The sequence below is a fragment of the Rhodoluna lacicola genome (genome assembly GCF_000699505.1).
GTDB lineage: Bacteria > Actinomycetota > Actinomycetes > Actinomycetales > Microbacteriaceae > Rhodoluna > Rhodoluna lacicola.
This window is the reverse complement of the sequence record NZ_CP007490.1, coordinates 1,401,658-1,420,302: the sequence shown is the minus strand read 5'-3', so window position 1 is coordinate 1,420,302 and position 18,645 is coordinate 1,401,658. Positions and strand designations below refer to the sequence as shown.

Below are 18,645 nucleotides of genomic sequence, written 5' to 3'. Positions count from 1 at the left end.
GTGGCTATCAGCCAATTTTAGCGGCGCAGTATTCCCTTGAGTCCGGCCAGTGCCGTGTCTATCTCGGAAACTCTTAGTAAACGTAAGGCAACCACGTAAATGCCAAACATCACAAAACCAACTCCGGCAATCGTGAGCGACGAAGACAACACCGATGCCACCGCGAACGAACCAGGTTTAATGCCACCGATGATTTCGATTGCGCCATAACCAATTGCGCCAGCAATCACGCCAGCCAAAATAAATTGCGAAAGCGCGGTGGCGATTTTGTGATCGCCCAGGCTGCCGACTCGTTTGGTCAACATTGTGTAGGCGATGATCGCCTGCAGGGTCACGGTGGTTGAAGTCAAAAGTGAAAGTGCCACCACTAACCACTTTGCTTCAACGGTATTCGAAATCACAATTGCGCCCACGATGTAAATTGCAATCTGAATCGTGGTGAAGACAAAAGGCGTGCGGGTGTTCTCAAGTGCATAGAACGCGCGCTGCATCATGTAAACAAAACTGAATGGCAACAAACCAATCATGAATGCAATCAACACGTTGCCAAGCGAAATTGTTGCATCAAACTCACCAATAAAAACTCGCGACATTGGATAGGCCAACACGATCATGGCAACGCTAAAGAAAACTGCAAACACGCTGATGGCGCGAAGACCCGCAGAGAAATCTTTTTTGAACAGATCCATTTTCTTTTCGTGCGCGTGCTGAGCCATCTTGGTGAAGTAAGCGGTTGCAACTGAAACGGTTACCACCGAGTGCGGCACCATAAAAATTAACCAGGCCACACCGGCAACAGCAACCGATGCCACGGCCGCATTTTCTGAACGCGCGCTAATTGCTTGTGAGGCCACGATGGTTTGCACCACACCACCGATTTGTGTAACCACCACCATGCCGAGTGACCAGCTGGCCGCCTTGAGCGCCGGGCGCAAACCAAAACCGCGCCACTTGAAATTCAAATTGAATTTAATCTCGGCGCGCTTCCAAGCCCAAAGCAAAATGAAAGCCTGCGCGGCAACACCAACTGTTGCGCTACCAGATAACCAGGCAATTTGTGCCGGCGTCCAAGCGGTGATGTCTAGCGTTCCGGTTGGGTCAAGGCCAAACAAAATAATGAACGCAATCAGACCAACCATTGAAACTATGTTGTTCAAAACCGGAGCCCACATGTAGGGCCCAAACACGCTGCGTGAATTTAGTACTTCACCAAGCAGCGAATACAAACCGTAAAAGAAAAGCTGCGGCAAACACCAGTAGGCAAAGGCCGTGGCCAGCGCCAACTGCTCTGGCGTCCAGCCGCTGGTGTAAAGGCTCACCAACCACGGCGATGCAATTGTTGCCGCGAGTGTGACCACCAAAAAAACGCTGAGGATCAAAGTTAGCAATCGGTCAACGTAGCCCTTGCCGCCATCGGTGTTGGAACGAGCCTTCACCAACTGTGGAATCAAAACCGCGTTTAGCAAACCGGTGACGATGATTGCGTAAACGTTATTTGGCAGTTGATTGGCAACACCAAATGCGTCGGCGGCATCTGTGGTCACACCAATTGCCGCGGCCAACAAAACTGTGCGCGCAAAACCCAGAACGCGAGAAATAATTGTGCCCGACGCCATCAGCATCGACGAGCGAGCTACCGACTTGCCGCTCAAATTTTCATTCCCAAGTCAACTGCTGAATCCTCGCGCATTTGCTGTTCATGCAGTTTGCGATTCTTGCGAACAGTTCGCACGATACCAATTGCAAGTAGCAGCACAACTGCTCCACCAAAACCAAGCAGCATGGCAAGTTCGATATCGGCATTTACGTTCATGCTCAACACAACCGCCTTGCCAATTTGCAAACCGGAGAAAGTTTCAATCCACGCGCGCAACAAAACTTTTCCGTTGGCCACAGCGTTCACCGGAATCTTTGCGGTCACGGTGGTTTCGCCCGGCACCTTTACCGCAACTGCAATTGGAACAGAAACCCTGGCGTTGGTTGGTCGCACGTGAACGTGCACCACTACGTCTGAGGCAAAAGTGTTTTTGATTTGAATCGGAATGTTTGAGCTGCGGGCAACCAGATTAATTTCAGAACCGGTGACGATGTAAATGCCTTCGCCGTCTTTGGTTTCCACCGCGTGTGCCGGCACTCCAACAAACACAGATGCCACCGCGAGCAAAATTGCAATTAGTTTTTTCAAACGTTTCTCGCAATCCACTCTTGGACTCCGCGGGCGATGCGGCGCTCGTTCTCGTGGGCCAGGGTTTCGTGCAGGGAGTCAATCTCAAACCACTGCACGTCAACCGCTTCTTGCTGCGGGTCGTTTTCTACCGTGAGGTAGCCACCAACCTGACGCATTAAAAAGTGGTGCACGGTCTTTGAAATAAGTTTGTTGCCGGCCGAGAATTCGTATTTGATGTCACCCAGGCGCTCGATGATCTCAACCTCCAGGCCGGTCTCTTCGGCGATCTCGCGAATTGCGGCCTGCTCGTGATTTTCTTCGCCCTCTGGGTGCCCCTTTGGCACACACCAGTCGATGCGCCCGGATCTGGTTTCGCGGCCAATTAGTGCCACGCGAAGGCTGCCATCCTGGGCCAAAACGAACCCGCCGGCCGAGGTTTCTTCCACTCGGGTGAGTCGGCGCCCTCGATTAGCGCCAGTTGCCGGTGGATTCATAAAGCAACTCTAAACCTTCGCTTCTGCCGGCACCCGATATGCAACTTTGGCCCCCATCCGCCGCCGTGGCTGTGGCACGATTAGAGGATGCTCGACGTGAAAGAGGCGCTAGCCAACCTGGAGCGGACTACCGATAGTCCGCTTTTTGTCACACTCGGACGCATTTTCCAAGCGGCCGGGCACGAGCTTTCACTGGTTGGTGGCCCGGTTCGCGACGCTTTTTTGGGCCGAAAAGCCCCAGATCTGGACTTCACCACCTCGGCCAACCCCGATGAAACCCTGGCAATCCTCAAGCCCCACGTGGATGCCCACTGGGATATCGGCCGCGCCTTTGGCACTATCGGTGCCCGAATCGGCGATGACACCATTGAAATCACCACCTACCGGGCCGATCAGTACCAGCAAGACTCGCGAAACCCGGAGGTTACCTTCGGCAAATCCCTGGAAGATGACCTTTTTCGCCGTGATTTCACCGTCAACTCAATGGCGCTTCGGTTAACCAGTGAACGAGGGGGAGCCGCGCCGGTCGAAGTAGGCGCCAAACAATTCGTAGACCCATATAAAGGTCTGCAAGATCTGCTCGACGGAGTGCTGCGCACCCCCGGAAAACCGGAGGATTCCTTCTCTGACGACCCACTGCGCATGCTTCGGGCCGCGCGGTTCGCCAGCCAGCTGGGTTTTGAGATTGAACCGGCTACTTTTGAGGCCATGCAGGCCATGGCTGGGCGGATTGAGATCATCTCGGCCGAACGAATCCAGGTGGAGTTAACCAAGTTAATGCTGGGTAAGCACCCCCGCGCCGGGCTGGAAGCCTTGGTAGACAGTGGGCTGGCGGCCCAGATTCTGCCGGAATTGCCCGCTCTAAAGCTGGAAACCGATGAGCACCACCACCATAAAGATGTCTACGAGCACACCCTGACAGTGGTGGAGCAGGCAATTGACTATGAAAAGGACTACAACCTAGAGGGTGACTTCATCCTGCGCTTTGCGGCACTGATGCACGACACCGGCAAGCCACTGACTCGCAAACTAGAGCCGGGCGGCGGGGTGAGCTTCTATCACCACGATATGGTGGGCTCAAAACTCACCATTAAGCGCATGAAGGCCCTGAAGTTTGACAACGACACCATCAAGGCCGTGGCCCGATTGGTTGAGCTGCACCTGAGATTCTTTGGATACTCCGATCAGGCCTGGACCGATAGTGCCATTCGCCGCTACGTTCGCGATGCCGATGACCAGTTGCTGAGACTACATGCCCTAACCCGAGCCGATGTGACCACCAGAAATAAGCGCAAGGCCGATCGCCTGGCTCACGCCTATGACGATCTCGAGCAGCGTATCGGTGTGATTATGGAGCAAGAGCAGCTCAACGCACTTCGCCCGGATCTGAGCGGCGAGGACATCATGCGGATTTTGGATCTGAAGCCGTCGAAGCAGGTGGGCGAGGCCTACGCGTTTTTGATGGAGCTGCGTTTAGAAGAGGGCCCGATAGGCGCCGAGGAGGCAGAAAAGCGCTTGCTTGCCTGGTGGGCCAACCGGTAGACTAACCAGGTTGCCCGGAAGCTCTGTATTCCATCGGTGGCAATAGAAATATGCAATTTACCCTCCTGTCATGGAAATCCCATGGCCGTTCTAGTCCAAAGGAGGTGGGTTAGTTATGCATAAGTATGAGCTCATGGTAATTCTCGATCCAACCATCGAAGAAAAAACCGTCTCACCATCACTCGACAAGTTCCTAAACGTAATCCGTAATGCCAAGGGCACTATTGACAACGTTGATCTATGGGGCCGTCGTCGTCTTGCTTACGAAATCGCTAAGCACAAAGAAGGAATCTACGCAGTCGTTAACATGACCTGCACATCAGAAGCAGTTCTTGAGTTGGATCGCCAGCTAAAGATTTCTGAAGCAGTTTTGCGTACCAAGGTTCTTCGCGCAGAAGAGGCAATCGTAAAGATTGTTCCTGTTGAAGTTCCTGACTTCTCAAAGTCTGAAGACTCACCTCGCAAGGGCCCACGTAAGTCAGCTCCTCGAAAGAGCGAGTAATTACAAATGGCAGGCGAAGTAGTAGTTACTATCGTTGGCAATCTTGCTGACGATCCTGAACTGCGTTACACCCAGGGTGGCATTGCCGTAGTTAGCGTTCGTGTTGGTTCAACACCTCGTACCTACAACAAGAACACCAGCACATGGGATGACGGCGAAACCGTTTGGGTTCGCTGCACCGCATGGCGCGAAGTTGCTGAGAATGTTGCTCAGTCACTTACCAAGGGTGCTCGCGTTGTTGTTACCGGTCGCCTAAAGGCACCATCTGCTTACCAGTCAGCACAAGGCGAAGCACGCGCTTCACTTGAGCTAGAGATCGATGAGATCGGCCCATCATTGCGTTATGCAACTGCTGCGGTTACTCGTCGTGCTCGCGAAGCTGGCGCAGGCGCCGGTGCTGGTGCAGCTGCTGTTGCTGGCGATCCATGGGGCGATGCACCAAAGTCAATGGCGTCAAAGCCAGCGGCTGATGATGCATGGGCAAACCCAGGCGCTCCATCAATGAGCGACGACACCCCTTTCTAAATTTTCAAATTTAATTTTCTTTAGGAGAAAAACAAATGGCTCTATCAAAGAGTGATCCACGTAACGCTGCAAAGCGCGATGCGCCAAAGCGCGCATCAAAGTTTGCGAAGGAAGCACCAGCAAAGTTCCAGAAGGTCGGCATCATCGACTACAAGGACATCGCAACTCTTCGCAAGTTCGTTTCTGATCGCGGCAAGATCCGCGCTCGTCGCATCACCGGTGTTTCTGTTCAGGAGCAGCGCCTAATTTCACGTGCTATCAAGAACGCTCGCGAGATGGCACTTATGCCATACGCAGGCGCTGGCCGTTAAGGAGAAACCCCATGTCAAAGATCATTCTTACTAACGAGGTTTCAGGCCTTGGTTCAGCTGGCGATGTAGTTGAGGTTAAGAACGGGTTCGCTCGTAACTACCTACTACCTCGTGGCTTTGCAGTTCTATGGAGCAAGGGTGGTGAGAAGCAGGTTGAGTCAATCAAGGCTGCTCGCGCAACTCGTGCACTTGCAACTGTTGAAGAAGCAAACACTCTAAAGGCAGCTCTAGAAGGCAAGTCAGTTCGTTTGACTGCCAAGGCTGGCGTTGGTGGTCGTTTGTTCGGTTCAGTAAAGACCGCAGATGTTGCAGCAGCAGTTGCAGCAGCTGGTCTTGGTGAAATCGACAAGCGCAAGATTGCTTTCGTAGCTCCGATCCGCACCACCGGTGAGCACCTAGCAACCGTTCGTCTACACGGCGACACCGTTGCAACCATCACCCTCCAGGTTTCTGGTCGCAAGTAAGGACCGAGCGCGGCGTTAGACGCGGTGTTCGCAACTTGTGCGAATTACTTGAGAACGGGTCCCCAGTGGGGACCCGTTTTTGCATGACGGGCCATTGTGCCAGGACATGTGGATAACACGCCGTCGCCCTGTGGATAAGTGTGGTTTTGGGCGAGTTATACACAACCTTGAGGGTTAGGTTTAGGGTTTTCTGAATACTTTTATCCCCAGCCCAAAACCCTTGTAAAAACAAGGGATTGGGGGCAGATTCCACATATTCCCCACAGGTTTATCCACAGGTTATCCACATATAGAACGGCGTGTCTGCACAGTTATCCACATTCTTGTTCACAGCCTAGTTTTAGTAATGCGTGTCAGTAGTGGATGCTAGACAAGTATCGGTCTGAAGAAGGCCTAAAGATTGGGTTTAAATGTCACTTTTAGCTGTTCCTCCGGTTGATCCAAGCCGCGGAAACGAGCGCATGCTGCCAAACGATATGTTGGCCGAGCAAAGCGCGCTGGGCGGCATGTTGCTTTCTGCCGAAGCTGTGGCCGAGGTTCAAGAGGCAGTTCGCGGCGCTGATTTCTACGCGCCAAAGCACGAAATCATTTTCGACGCCATTCTTTCCCTCTTTGCCAAGGGTGAACCAACAGACGTAATTACCGTCACCGATGAACTCACCAAGGCGGGCAACCTGGTCAAGGCCGGTGGCGCCGACTATCTACACACTCTCACTTCAATTGTTCCTACCGCTGCCAACGCAGCTTTCTACGCGCAGATCGTTGCCGAAAAGGCCACCCTTCGTCGCCTGGTAGAAGTTGGTACCAAAATTGCTCAGCTTGGTTATGCCAACGAGGGTGAAGTTGAAGATCTAGTCAACCAGGCGCAAAACGATGTTTATGGTGTGATGCGCGGTGCAACCAAAGAAGACATCGTTGACCTTAACACCTCACTAGAGGCCGCGATTGCCGAAATTGAGAACGCGCAATCACGCGGCGGCGAAATGACCGGCGTGCCAACCGGTTTCGCAGAGCTTGATGAAATGACTCACGGCCTGCACGGTGGTCAGTTTGTAATTCTTGCTGCACGACCTGCGGTTGGTAAGTCAACGCTTGCTTTGGACTTTGCTCGCAACGCAGCGATCAAACACAACAAGGCAACTGTTTTCTTCTCACTTGAAATGGGTCGCGCAGAAATCGCAATGCGCATGCTTTCTGCGGAATCACAAATTCCGTTGCAGAACCTGCGTAAGGGTGCAATCGGCGATGCCGACTGGAGCCGCCTTGCAGCGGTGCGTGGTCAGATCAACGATGCACCTTTGTTTATCGACGACTCACCAAACATGACTCTGGTAGAGATTCGCGCAAAGGCTCGTCGTCTGATGTCACGCGTTGATCTAAAGATGATTGTGATCGACTATCTGCAGCTAATGACATCGGGTAAAAAAGTTGAATCACGTCAGCAAGAAGTTTCAGAGTTCTCACGTGCCCTAAAACTTTTGGCCAAAGAACTTAATGTTCCGGTGATTGCTATCTCACAGCTGAACCGAAACTCTGAGCAGACCAAAGACAAGAAGCCAGAAATTTCGCAGCTTCGTGAATCGGGATCACTGGAGCAAGACGCTGACGTAGTAATTCTTTTGCACCGCGAGGCGCAGTACGAAAAAGATCACCCGCGCGTTGGTGAGGCAGATCTTATTCTTGCTAAGCAACGAAACGGACCTACCGGAACAGTTGTGGTTGCATTCCAAGGACAATATTCTCGTTTTATGAATATGAAAGCTTAATTAATTGCGAATAACACAAGCCGTTCAGGCAGCCGCCGCAATCATTACCGGCATCTTCATCACCTTCTCGCAGATTCACGATGCGTTGATTGGAAACATGGGCCTGGTAATTCTTGCCACCGGATTTGCAATCTCAAGCGCAATCCTGGTTGCCAAGAATGAAGGGCGAACATCAAACATCATCAAGTTAGTTTTCTACGTTGCTCTTTTGATTTTTGCAATCGTCTTGATTGTTCAGCTTGATCAACTTTGGTTCTTTGGCTTGATGTTCATTTGGCCGTTCGTAAACGGATTCTTTGAAGTGGGCAAGCTATTCACTTCAAAGCCAGGCTCGGTATCTCGCAAAGACTCTGCATTAAACGCATTTATTAATTTTGGTTTGATTGTTGCTGTCTCGATTAGCGGATTTGTATCGGGGATTGATCCCGTTGCATTTGTTGGATTCTTTGGCGCCTACGCAATCATCCTGGGTGTGCATCTGGGCATATCTTCAGCGTCACCAAAGGCTTAGGCTAGACACATGTCAAACAAGCCAAAGAAATCCTCTGCTGCACGCAGCATTCGCACCTACCTAACACTGTCTTTTGCGGCAGCGTCTTTCGTTGCAGTTCTTGTCTTCTTTGGCACCGGCGGTGTTGATGAGGCAGAAGGCGCTTTTCAGCGCACCTCAATCTGGTTTGTGATTACCTTCATCGTTTCACTGGTGAGCATTGCAACCTTGGCGCTGACCGTAAAAGATGACGACGCCGATCCAAATCAGCCGCGCCTAAAGTAACGACTTGGCTTGAATTCGCTTAGCGAGTTCTTCGGCAAGACCGGTGTAATCGTGCGGCTTCAACTGCAGCAATCTGTACTTAGCTTCTTGACCAATTTCTAGACCATTCACAAAGGTGATCATGTCTTCGCCGCTTAGACGTTTGCCGCGAGTGAGTTCTTTTAGCAGAGCGTAAGGGTCAGAAATAGTTGAGCGACCAGCGGCAACCTCGGCGCGAATAACAGTCTGAATTGCCTCACCCAGAATCTCCCAGTTATCGCTGAGGTCTGAGTCAAGCGCAACCTTTGAAAGATCAATTTCGTGCAGTCCGCGGGTGACGTTATCAATCGCCAGTAGCGAGTGACCAAGACCAAGACCAATATTGCGCTGCGATGAAGAGTCAGTCAGGTCGCGCTGCAAACGAGAGGTCACTAAGGTCGATGCCAGAGAATCCAAAATTGCGTTTGAAAGCTCAAGGTTAGATTCTGCGTTTTCAAAACGAATTGGGTTGATCTTGTGCGGCATGGTTGAAGAACCGGTTGCACCAGCAACGGGAATCTGCTTGAAGTAACCCATAGAGATGTAAGACCAGATATCGGTGCATAGATTGTGCAGGATGCGGTTGAACAGCGCCACCGCTGAGTAAAGCTCTGCCTGCCAGTCGTGTGATTCAATCTGAGTGGTCAGTGGGTTCCAGGTAAGACCAAGGTGACGAACAAAATCTTCAGATTCTTTTAGCCAGTCAACATTTGGTGCTGCAACAACGTGCGCGCTAAAAGTTCCGGTGGCGCCGCTGAACTTGCCAAGGTAATCGGCATCTTCAATGCGGCGAATCTGGCGCTCAAGACGGTGAATGAAAACCGCCAGCTCTTTACCCATGGTTGAAGGGGTTGCCGGTTGACCGTGAGTGTGCGACAACATTGCATCGCCTGCGTACTTGGCAGAAAGTTCACGCAACTTGCCAATCAGAATCTGCACCTTTGGCAACCAAACCTCGTTGATTGCATCGCGCACGGTGATTGCGTAAGACAAGTTGTTAATGTCTTCAGAGGTGCAAGCAAAGTGAGTTAGCTCGGCCAAGTTTGAAAGACCAAGCTGATCCAACTTGCCGCGAATGAAATATTCAACGGCCTTCACATCGTGCTTGGTGGTGGCCTCTGTTGCAGCCAGGGTGGCAACGTCTTCGTCGCTGAAGTTGCGAATGATGTTGCGAAGTTCGGCCTGCTTCTCTTCGCTGATTGGCGAGTTTGTCTCTAGCAGGTTGCGGTTGGCCAACTGAATTAGCCATTCAATCTCAACCGCGATGCGTGCGCGGTTTAGTCCAGCTTCAGAAAGGTGGAATCCCAAGTCTGATACTGCCGCGCGATAGCGACCATCAAGAGGGGAAATTGGCTGGATTGAAAGTTTGCTCACCCATCTATATTGCCCCAACTTTTCCACAGATTCCGGCGCTGGCTTCATAAACACCGATACCTACCCCATCATCTGCATATGGATTCAATCGATCACGCAATTAATCAAGCAATCGTCTCGCTGCGCTTTTGTTTGCCGAACCCAACTCTGTGGCAAGGCACAGCAGCAAGCGCCTGTGCAAATTCAATTGAGGCACTCGCCCATCAACTTCAAAACTTAGCCGTGCGATTGTCGTCGTGGGCACTTTGATTGGAGCGCCGAGTTGGCAATTGTTAGCTACGGCGGTGACCCCGCGATTGTTGCCACCCGAGCCGAAATCGAGAGAATTCAAACCGGGCTGGCCACGGTGGCGAATCTACTTGGCGACCAGGTTGAGCCGCACGATTTTCTAAACAACCCGCTCAAGCGCATCGGCCTGGCCATGGAACTGCCCGCGGTTCAAGAGCGAATCAGGTTTTTGATGCAGGCTCTGGACGCGGCCGCCAACGAATACTTCGACGGCGAGGGGCTGCTGGCCAGAGAGCTCACCGACCTTGGCCTTATTTCAGCACCGATAATTGCCGGCGGCCTAATTGGCCTGGCCAATGAGGTGGGCATGTTTCGCGAACACAAGGTGACGGCCACCCCTGTGGATAAGTTTTGGCGTTCCGCTCCCCTTGGCCTAGAGGGCTTGGGCAAGCGGCTGGAACAGATCAGTGGCCAGGGGAACATTGTGGTCGAGCGCTACGGAACCAGATTCGTGGCCTACCTGCCAGGCACCCAAACCTGGAGCCCAATCGGGCTGGGCAACCCCATAGATTTCACCTCCAACTTGCAGGCCATGAAGGGTCCGGGCCTGGCGGCCAGCGAACGCGGGGTTCAACTGGCGCTCGCCGCAGCGGGGGCAACCGCCGGCAGTCGGATTTTGCTGGTTGGCCACTCCCAGGGCGGACTCATTGGAGCCAACATTGCCCTGAATGACAAGCGGGTAAAGGGTTTGGTCACCTTTGGGGCACCAATTAGCCAGTTAGCCGAGAAGCTTCCGGTGCCAACCGTGGCAATTCAGCACAAAAACGACATTGTGCCCAAATTGGGGCTAAAAGCTAACCCTTTGGCCCTAAACCTGGTCACGGTGGAGCGAGTTTTGCCAATTTCTACCCCGCTGGCTGCCGTTTTGGAGGCTCATGAAATTGAGAATTACACCAAAACAGCCGAATTGGCCGATAAATCCCAAGACTTTGGCCTGAGCCGAGTGCGCGATCAGCTGCTGGGTGATTTTTGGCCGAACGGAAGTATCGGTGTTGAAACCGGGGAAACCACGGTTTTTGAGCTGAAGCGGGTGGACTAGACCCTCTCGAGTAGCAGGGCTTAAATCAGGCGCAGGGTTTTGAAGACCGCGCGGGCGAAGAATGCGGTGATGCTCATCACGATTGAGCCCAAAATTGCCCAACCCAGCGACTCAACGGTGAGGCCTTCTTGGTTGAAGCCGTAAATGGTGAAGACCCCGTTGCCCCAGAGCTGTGAAAGCCAGGCCACAAATAGCAGCAGGGCTCCGTTAATCAGGAACGAGATCAGGCCAAAGGTCAAAATGTAGAGCGGCAGTGCCAAGACTTTGATGACCGGGGCGATGATGCCATTGACGAAGCCGAAAACCGCACCAACCAGCAGGAACGATGCGATGGTTTGCCAAAGTTCAGTGCCACCGTAGGGAGTTAGCTTGATCGCCGGGATGCACAGGGTTACCGCCCATAGGCCAAGTGCATTAATTACGGTGCTGACTAGAAATCGAACCATATTTAGATTGTGCCATTTAAAGCAACTAATCTGGTTTAGATGACTTCCCACGATGTGCGCGTGCCGATGGTGCAATTACTCTCTCCTGAGGGTGATTATGGCGTGCCAACCCAATATGCCGAATACGGCAAGTACATCGAGGCTCTAAAAGAAGAAGACTTCCTCAAGTTCTATCGCGACATGGCCCGCATGCGCCGCTTTGATTACGAAGCCACCGCTCTGCAGCGCCAGGGTCAGCTGGGTCTTTGGATTCCGGCCATCGGCCAGGAGGCCGCGCAAATTGGTTCCGGCTATGCCGTTGGCCACAACGATCACATTTTTCCGAGCTACCGCGAACACGGCGTAGCCATCACCCACGGTATTGACCTGATGAGCATTCTGAAAATGCTTCGCGGTGTTAACCACGGTGGTTGGAACCCCGATGAAACTCGCTTTCACCTTTACGCGATTGTGCTGGCAACTCAGACGCTGCACGCGGTTGGTTACGCGATGGGCGTTAAGTTTGACGGCAAGGTTGGCAACGGAGACCTTGAAAATGATCTGGCGGTAATTACTTACATCGGTGACGGTGCAACTGCCGAGGGCGAGGCATCGGAGTCATTCCTTTTTGCCGCCACCAACAAAGCTCCACTGGTTTACTTCATTCAAAATAATCAGTACGCAATTTCTTCTCCGGTTGCTACGCAAACCACTGTTCCACTTTTCCAACGCGGTGCGGGTTTTGGTGTTCCGGGAATTCGTATTGACGGTAACGACGTGCTTGCTTCTTACGCAGTTACGAAGAAGCACATGGATGACGCACGTGAGGGTGCCGGACCGCACCTGATTGAAGCACTCACCTATCGAATGGGTGCACACACTTCATCGGATGACCCAACCAAGTACCGCAGCAAAGAGGAAGAAGAATATTGGAAGGCGCGCGATCCACTTGCTCGTCTAGAAAAATTCTTGCGTCGCCAGGGAATCGGTCAGGACTTCTTTGATGAGTGCGATGCCGCGGGTGAAGAACTTTCTGCTTACGTGCGCAGCGAAACTTTTGCTTTGCAAAACCCACCGATAGAAAACATGTTTAAGCATGTTTACTCTGAGGCACACCCACTGGTTGAAGAGCAGCTTGCCTGGCTTGAGGGATACGAAGCATCGTTTGAAAATGGTGGTGCGTAATGAGCAACACCGTTGAGATGTCAATTGCTAAAGCGATTAACGCCGGTCTTCGCCGCGCTATGCATGACAATGAAAAAGTTTTGGTCTTTGGTCAAGACGTTGCCCAACTTGGTGGCGTGTTCCGCGTGACCGAGGGAATCCTTGACGAGTTTGGCCCAACCCGAATTTTTAATTCACCAATCGCCGAGGCAGGAATTGTTGGAACTGCAATTGGGCTTGCGATGCGCGGTTATTCATCGGTCGCTGAAATTCAGTTTGAAGGTTTTATTTTTCCGGCGTTCAACCAGATCACAACTCAGTTGGCAAAAATTCAAAACCGCTCTGAGGGTTTCCTAAGCATGCCGGTTGTCATTCGCGTTCCTTACGGTGGCGGTATTGGTGCGGTTGAGCACCACTCGGAATCACCAGAGGCATACTTTGCACACACACCAGGCTTGCGCGTGATTTCACCGTCAACACCTAACGATGCCTACTGGATGATTCAGCAGGCGGTTGCTTCAAAAGATCCAGTGCTTTTCTTTGAACCAAAGCGCCGCTATTGGCAAAAAGGTCCGGTAAATCTAGACACCCCACCGGCCGGCATGCACACCGCCAAGGTTGTGCGCGAGGGATCACAGCTAACCATTGCCACCTACGGCCCAATGGTTACGACCTCACTGGAGGCGGCAGCAATCGCGGCCGAAGAGGGCACCAGCATTGAGGTAATCGACATCCGTTCAATGTCACCGATTGACTTCAACACCATCATCGAATCGGTAAAGAAGACCGGTCACCTTGTGGTGGTTGCTGAAGCCAACACCAACGTATCGGTGTCTTCAGAAATTGCGGCGCGAGTTGCCGAGCTTGCTTTCTATCACCTTGAGGCGCCGGTGATACGCGTTGGTGGTTTTGATGTTCCTTACCCTGCGGCAAAGCTTGAAGAAAAATTCTTGCCAGACGCCGACCGCATTCTTGAAGCGGTTGACCGAAGCTTGGCTTACTAGGAGACCTCATGTCACAGATCGCATACTTTAATTTGCCAGACGTTGGCGAAGGTCTAACCGAGGCAGAAATTGTCACTTGGAAGATCGCAGTCGGCGACACAGTGACCGTGAACCAAATCATTGTTGAAATTGAAACCGCAAAATCACTTGTTGAACTTCCGGTTCCATTTGCCGGAGTTGTTTCGGAACTGCTGGCAAAAGAAGGTGACACCGTTGAGGTTGGCAAGCCAATCATCGCGGTTAAGGTTGCCGGAGCAGTTGGTGCAGTGAGCACTTCCACCAGCGCAATCAAGATTATTGAAGAAAACGAAGCAGAGGCCGCAGCTGCAGATGTTGCCTCAACTGTTTCTGACGAGCCAAAGAAAACTCCAAACCTAGTTGGTTACGGAGTGATGGAAGGTTCGCACAGCGGTTCACGTCGTCGTCGCGGACCGGTAGCAGCCACCGCACCTGCGGTTGCTGTTGCCGCGGCACATTTGCCGCCGGCAAACCCGGCAACCGAATTGCACAACACCGTTGCATTGGCCGCCGCTGAAAAAGTTATTGCCAAACCACCAATTCGCAAACTTGCCAAAGACCTTGGTGTAAATCTTGCAAATATTTCTGGCTCTGGAATTGGCGGAGAAATTCTTCGCGAAGATGTTGTGACTGGTGCGACACAGGCATCGGTGTTTAGAAACTTGTCAACACCAGAGGCACCAAGTTCTCGCGAAGAACGCATTCCGGTTAAGGGCGTGCGCAAGGCGATTGCCAACGCAATGGTTTCGTCTGCATTCACCGCACCACACGTGAGCATCTTTGTTGACGTTGATGCAACTCGCACAATGGAATACGTGAAGCGCTTGAAAGCGTCAACCGATTTTGCTGGTGTGAAAGTAACTCCACTTTTGATCATGGCCAAGGCAATGATTTGGGCTGTGCGTCGCAACCCAATGGTGAACTCAACCTGGACTGACGAAGAAATCATCGTGCACAACTTTGTGAACTTTGGAATCGCGGCGGCAACTCCGCGCGGATTGATCGTGCCGAACATTAAGAACGCAGACAAGATGTCAATGCTTGAGCTTGCTCAGGCAATCGAACAACTTGCCGCCACCGCGCGCGAAGGCAAGACCACACCCGCGGACATGAAAGACGGAACCATCACCATCACCAACATCGGTGTTTTTGGCGTGGACACTGGAACACCGATTTTGAACCCGGGTGAAGTGGGCATTGTGGCGCTTGGCTCGATTCGTCCGAAGCCTTGGGTTGTGAACAACGAGATTCAGATTCGCCAGGTCACCACGATTGGTGCCACTTTTGACCACCGCGTGGTTGACGGTGACGTGGCCTCTCGTTTTGTGCAGGATGTTGCCTCTGTAATTGAGGAACCTGCCCTGCTGCTGGACTAGCCGGCTAAAGCAGGCACTCTAATTGGTGCCGCGGTGTTGCCGATCAAGAAACTGGTGTTCAAGGCTGCTGCCAATTTAAAGAGTGTGCCAACTCGTGGTGCGTATTTAGCTCCCTCGATTCGACTTATTTCAGCCTGTGTGATTCCGGTAATTTCAGCGAGTTGGGATTGGGTCAAATTGGCCGCAATTCTTGCGTCGCGCACCGCCAGGGCAAGGTCAATGACTCTAAGTGCCTCGTCTATAAACTCCTGTGATGCACGCACTTGTTCTGGAGTTGACTTAGCTCGAATTCGAACGCCAATTTCCTCGAAGCCTAGTTTTTCAGCCATTTGATTCCCTTCTATGTCAGTTCTAACATAATTTATTCGTTTCCCACCGACAATTCCCTTATTGACAAGCATTCTCAATAAGGTTTAGCCTTGGGGTTATGAAAACCCTGAAATTCGTATCCCTTGCCCTAGCCGCTGTTCTAGCTCTTGCGGGCTGTGCCCCGGCCGAACAACCAATCGACGGCAAGGTAAAAATAGTTGCCTCGACCAACGTTTGGGGTGACGTTGCGAAATCCGTGGGCGGAGATTTCGTTGAGGTGACCAGCATCATCGACGACGCCAACAAAGACCCGCACTCTTACGAGGCAACCGCTCGCGATCAACTAGCGGTTGAAAAATCCAACCTTGTCATCGCAAATGGCGGTGGCTACGACGACTTCATCGAAAAGATGGTTGAGGCTGCGGGCAACAAGAGAATTTTTAGAGTGGCCTCTGCGGTGACCGCTGTTGCCTGGCAAGAAAACGAACACCTCTGGTACAGCATTTCTGCCGTTGGTGAAGTTGCCTACGCACTGTCTGACGCACTTGCCGAACTTGACCCTGAAAACGCATCTACATATTCCAAGAATGCCGACACCTATGTTGAGGGGCTCACCGGGGTCGCCGCGGTTTACGGTGAGGTTCGCACTCGCACCCAAGACCTAACTTACTTTGGCACCGAGCCACTGGCTGACTGGTTGCTTGCTGATCTTGGTTTTGTAAACAAGACTCCAGAAAAATTCTCAGAGGCAATTGAAAACGAAACCGATGTTGCCCCAGCCGTGATGAAGCAATCACTGGATCTAATCAATGGCGGCAGCATCAAATACCTTGTCATCAACGCGCAAACAGAAAACGCACAGGTCCAGCAAATCATTGACGCCGCTAGCAAAGCGGGAGTTCGCGTCGTGAAGCTTAGTGAAGTGCTACCCAAGGGAATTGGCTACGTGGAGTGGATGGGTCAAAACCTAATTTCACTGGACCCAGCTAACTAGAAACAGCTGATGTCAAAGCCAGTGCTGTCTATCAAGAACGCGTCGCTCGCGTTCGGCGATCGCACACTTTGGAGCAACCTAAATCTAGAAATTCAACCGCACGAATTTATTGCGGTGATTGGTTCAAACGGATCCGGAAAAACAACATTGCTGAAGGCAATTCTTGGGCAAGAGAAACTGTCATCGGGGTCAATTGAATTTTTAGGTAAACCCGTTGCTCGCGGATCAAGGCGCATCGGCTACATTCCGCAGCATCGTTCAATTGATGCGGCGACTCCAATGCGCGCAATTGACATGCTGCGACTGGGCCTAGACGGTCACCGATTTGGTTTGCCGATCACCTCTCGCGCAGCGAACAAAAAAATCGAGCACATTCTTGGTTGCGTGGATGCCTTTGATTTAGCGGGCAAGCGGGCCGGTGAGCTCTCTGGCGGTGAGCTGCAACGCTTGCGAGTTGGCCAGGCGGTGATTGACGAGCCGGATTTGATTCTTGCCGACGAGCCACTGAGTGCGCTTGATCTGGCCCAGCAAAAAGTAATTGCCGACCTGCTTGATCGAGAGCGTCGCGAACACAACAGCGCGGTAATCTTTGTGACTCACGATGTGAATCCAATTCTGTCCATGGTGGATCGGGTTCTCTACTTGGCAAACGGAAAATTTAAAATCGGAACCCCCGATGAAGTTTTGCGCAGCGAAGTTCTTTCTGAACTCTATGGAACCGCAGTTGATGTGGTCCGCAATCAAGGAAGAATCTTGGTGGTTGGCACCCAAGATCATCGGCACCACGATGATGAGGAGTGGAGCTAATGAAGCTCTTTGACTTCTCTGATTACGCCGAATTAATCCCGCTGGTGCAAAACTCGCTCATCGCCGGTTTGCTACTTGGTTTAGTTGGCGGACTCATTGGTGTTTTTGTGATGACTCGCGACATGTCATTTGCAGTGCACGGAATTTCTGAACTTAGTTTTGCCGGTGCCGCATTTGCACTGCTTCTTGGTTACAACGTGGTTGGTGGATCAATAATTGGTTCACTCATTGCGGCGGCAATCATTGGCTATTTGGGATCCAAAGCAAAAGACAGAAATTCAATCGTCGCGGTTTTGATGCCGGCCGGTTTGGGTTTGGGAATTCTTGCGCTGGCACTTTACGAAGGCCGCGCAGCAAATAAATTTGGTTTGCTCACTGGGCAAATCGTTGCGGTTGATGATCCGCAATTGCTCTGGTTGGTTTTGATTTGTTCCATTGTTTTAGTTTCACTGTTGCTAGTTTGGCGACCGCTAACTTTTGCAAGTCTTGATCCAGAGGTTGCCGCCGCCCGCGGTGTGCCAACCAGAGCACTCTCAATCGTGTTTATGTTGCTGCTTGGTTTAGCCGTGGCCGCCAGCGTTCAGGTGGTTGGTGCGCTCTTGGTTTTGAGCTTGCTAGTCACACCAGCCGCGGCCGCACTTAGAGTCAGCTCTTCGCCAATCTTGACTCCGTTGCTTTCGGTTGCGTTTGCGGCGACCTCGGTTATCGGTGGAATTCTTTTGGCACTGGGTGCCGGTCTGCCAATCAGCCCCTACGTCACCACCATCTCGTTCTTGATTTATGTGATCTGCCGAATCGTTGAGCGGGTTAAGAAATGAGCCCGGAATCAAAAAAATCGGCATCGCAAGCCCCGGCGAAGCGCAATACCCCTCAGAAGCAAGCCGTGAAGCACGCCCTGGGTGAGGCCACCGGTTTCGTCTCGGCGCAGCAGCTGCACCAGACCCTGAAAGCTCACGGCTCAACCATTGGTCTGGCCACGGTCTATCGCACCCTGGCCGATTTGGCCAAGGCCGGCGAGGCCGACAGCCTGCAGTCCAAAGATGCCGAGGTGCTCTACCGAGCCTGCACCACCAGCCATCACCACCACCTGATTTGCCGAAAATGCGGCCTAACCCTTGAGATTGAGGCCCAAAACCTTGAAAAATGGGCCGATCAGGTGGCCAGCGAGCACGGATTCAGCCAGCCCAGCCACAACATCGACATTTTTGGGGTTTGTGCAAACTGCCGTTGAAAACACCCCTTCGGGGTGCTTGATTTTTTCAAACTTGGACTTGCTTAACCCC

At 52.2% G+C, this 18,645-nt stretch carries 22 protein-coding genes; 16 read left to right on the top strand and 6 right to left on the bottom strand.

Going from position 1 to position 18,645, the window contains the following annotated elements; translation table 11 throughout:
* Window positions 1–17: 17 nt before the first annotated feature.
* The 3 genes from murJ to RHOLA_RS06915 are packed head-to-tail and all read right to left on the bottom strand — an operon-like array spanning window position 18 to window position 2,661.
* The gene (gene murJ, locus RHOLA_RS06925; RefSeq protein WP_051636375.1) at window positions 18–1,652 is read right to left on the bottom strand and encodes a murein biosynthesis integral membrane protein MurJ; all 1,635 of its coding nucleotides are present in this window, start codon (window positions 1,650–1,652) and stop codon (window positions 18–20) included.
* Window positions 1,649–2,185, bottom strand: coding sequence for a DUF6049 family protein (locus RHOLA_RS06920; protein WP_038503443.1), 537 nt, complete (start codon window positions 2,183–2,185; stop codon window positions 1,649–1,651). The genes murJ and RHOLA_RS06920 overlap by 4 nt, the downstream gene beginning before the upstream one ends.
* Window positions 2,182–2,661 (bottom strand): NUDIX hydrolase, encoded by a 480-nt coding sequence (locus RHOLA_RS06915; protein WP_038503441.1) that lies wholly within the window; start codon window positions 2,659–2,661, stop codon window positions 2,182–2,184. The genes RHOLA_RS06920 and RHOLA_RS06915 overlap by 4 nt, the downstream gene beginning before the upstream one ends.
* Window positions 2,662–2,748: 87 nt before the next feature.
* Here RHOLA_RS06915 and RHOLA_RS06910 point away from each other — a divergent pair, with 87 nt between their 5' ends.
* From RHOLA_RS06910 to RHOLA_RS07160, 8 genes are all read left to right on the top strand, one after another.
* Entirely contained in the window at window positions 2,749–4,203 is a 1,455-nt protein-coding gene (locus RHOLA_RS06910; RefSeq protein WP_038503438.1) for a CCA tRNA nucleotidyltransferase, read from the top strand.
* Window positions 4,204–4,318: 115 nt separating this feature from the next.
* Window positions 4,319–4,705 carry a 30S ribosomal protein S6 gene (gene rpsF / locus RHOLA_RS06905; protein WP_038503437.1) on the top strand — a complete coding sequence of 129 codons (387 nt, stop codon included), beginning with the start codon at window positions 4,319–4,321 and terminating at the stop codon, window positions 4,703–4,705.
* A gap of 6 nt (window positions 4,706–4,711) precedes the next feature.
* Complete coding sequence (gene ssb, locus RHOLA_RS06900) at window positions 4,712–5,230, top strand: single-stranded DNA-binding protein (protein ID WP_038503436.1); 519 nt, start codon at window positions 4,712–4,714, stop codon at window positions 5,228–5,230.
* 35 nt (window positions 5,231–5,265) lie between these two features.
* Window positions 5,266–5,541 carry a 30S ribosomal protein S18 gene (gene rpsR, locus RHOLA_RS06895; protein WP_038503433.1) on the top strand — a complete coding sequence of 92 codons (276 nt, stop codon included), beginning with the start codon at window positions 5,266–5,268 and terminating at the stop codon, window positions 5,539–5,541.
* Window positions 5,542–5,552: 11 nt separating this feature from the next.
* Window positions 5,553–6,005, top strand: a complete 453-nt coding sequence (rplI, locus tag RHOLA_RS06890; RefSeq protein WP_038503428.1) for a 50S ribosomal protein L9 — start codon at window positions 5,553–5,555, stop codon at window positions 6,003–6,005.
* Window positions 6,006–6,415: 410 nt separating this feature from the next.
* Entirely contained in the window at window positions 6,416–7,771 is a 1,356-nt protein-coding gene (dnaB, locus tag RHOLA_RS06885; RefSeq protein ID WP_038503425.1) for a replicative DNA helicase, read from the top strand.
* Window positions 7,772–7,775: 4 nt separating this feature from the next.
* A complete protein-coding gene (locus tag RHOLA_RS07165) occupies window positions 7,776–8,282 on the top strand; it encodes a hypothetical protein (protein ID WP_051636374.1) in 507 nt (168 codons plus the stop codon).
* 9 nt (window positions 8,283–8,291) lie between these two features.
* A complete protein-coding gene (locus RHOLA_RS07160; protein WP_051636373.1) occupies window positions 8,292–8,546 on the top strand; it encodes a hypothetical protein in 255 nt (84 codons plus the stop codon).
* Here RHOLA_RS07160 and purB read toward each other — a convergent pair.
* Complete coding sequence (purB, locus tag RHOLA_RS06875) at window positions 8,538–9,938, bottom strand: adenylosuccinate lyase (protein ID WP_038503423.1); 1,401 nt, start codon at window positions 9,936–9,938, stop codon at window positions 8,538–8,540. The two genes, RHOLA_RS07160 and purB, sit on opposite strands and share 9 nt — an antisense overlap.
* 262 nt (window positions 9,939–10,200) lie before the next feature.
* On the opposite strand from purB, the gene RHOLA_RS06870 reads away from it, so the two are divergent.
* On the top strand, window positions 10,201–11,265 hold the full coding sequence (locus RHOLA_RS06870; protein ID WP_038503421.1) for an alpha/beta hydrolase family protein: 1,065 nt from the start codon (window positions 10,201–10,203) through the stop codon (window positions 11,263–11,265).
* Window positions 11,266–11,285: 20 nt separating this feature from the next.
* On the opposite strand, the gene RHOLA_RS06865 is transcribed toward RHOLA_RS06870, so the two are convergent.
* On the bottom strand, window positions 11,286–11,711 hold the full coding sequence (locus RHOLA_RS06865) for a phage holin family protein (protein ID WP_038503419.1): 426 nt from the start codon (window positions 11,709–11,711) through the stop codon (window positions 11,286–11,288).
* Between the two features lie 39 nt (window positions 11,712–11,750).
* Here RHOLA_RS06865 and RHOLA_RS06860 point away from each other — a divergent pair, with 39 nt between their 5' ends.
* Genes RHOLA_RS06860 through RHOLA_RS06850 form a run of 3 tightly spaced genes read left to right on the top strand, consistent with a single transcriptional unit; the run spans window position 11,751 to window position 15,252 of the window.
* Window positions 11,751–12,875: a thiamine pyrophosphate-dependent dehydrogenase E1 component subunit alpha gene (locus RHOLA_RS06860; protein ID WP_038503418.1), complete on the top strand. Its 1,125-nt coding sequence runs from the start codon at window positions 11,751–11,753 to the stop codon at window positions 12,873–12,875.
* Complete coding sequence (locus RHOLA_RS06855) at window positions 12,875–13,858, top strand: alpha-ketoacid dehydrogenase subunit beta (RefSeq protein ID WP_038503415.1); 984 nt, start codon at window positions 12,875–12,877, stop codon at window positions 13,856–13,858. The genes RHOLA_RS06860 and RHOLA_RS06855 overlap by 1 nt, the downstream gene beginning before the upstream one ends.
* Before the next feature lie 8 nt (window positions 13,859–13,866).
* Window positions 13,867–15,252 carry a dihydrolipoamide acetyltransferase family protein gene (locus tag RHOLA_RS06850; protein WP_038503414.1) on the top strand — a complete coding sequence of 462 codons (1,386 nt, stop codon included), beginning with the start codon at window positions 13,867–13,869 and terminating at the stop codon, window positions 15,250–15,252.
* Here RHOLA_RS06850 and RHOLA_RS06845 read toward each other — a convergent pair.
* Window positions 15,249–15,581, bottom strand: coding sequence for a helix-turn-helix domain-containing protein (locus RHOLA_RS06845; protein ID WP_051636372.1), 333 nt, complete (start codon window positions 15,579–15,581; stop codon window positions 15,249–15,251). The genes RHOLA_RS06850 and RHOLA_RS06845 overlap by 4 nt on opposite strands.
* A 98-nt stretch (window positions 15,582–15,679) precedes the next feature.
* Between RHOLA_RS06845 and RHOLA_RS06840 the strand changes: the two genes are divergently transcribed.
* Genes RHOLA_RS06840 through RHOLA_RS06825 form a run of 4 tightly spaced genes read left to right on the top strand, consistent with a single transcriptional unit; the run spans window position 15,680 to window position 18,593 of the window.
* A complete protein-coding gene (locus RHOLA_RS06840) occupies window positions 15,680–16,555 on the top strand; it encodes a metal ABC transporter solute-binding protein, Zn/Mn family (RefSeq protein WP_038503412.1) in 876 nt (291 codons plus the stop codon).
* A 9-nt stretch (window positions 16,556–16,564) separates the two neighbouring features.
* Window positions 16,565–17,362 (top strand): metal ABC transporter ATP-binding protein, encoded by a 798-nt coding sequence (locus tag RHOLA_RS06835; protein WP_038503409.1) that lies wholly within the window; start codon window positions 16,565–16,567, stop codon window positions 17,360–17,362.
* Window positions 17,362–18,180, top strand: coding sequence for a metal ABC transporter permease (locus tag RHOLA_RS06830; RefSeq protein ID WP_038504245.1), 819 nt, complete (start codon window positions 17,362–17,364; stop codon window positions 18,178–18,180). Before RHOLA_RS06835 ends, RHOLA_RS06830 begins: the two co-directional genes overlap by 1 nt.
* Window positions 18,177–18,593, top strand: a complete 417-nt coding sequence (locus tag RHOLA_RS06825) for a Fur family transcriptional regulator (RefSeq protein ID WP_051636371.1) — start codon at window positions 18,177–18,179, stop codon at window positions 18,591–18,593. The genes RHOLA_RS06830 and RHOLA_RS06825 overlap by 4 nt, the downstream gene beginning before the upstream one ends.
* The last annotated feature ends 52 nt before the right edge of the window (window positions 18,594–18,645 follow it).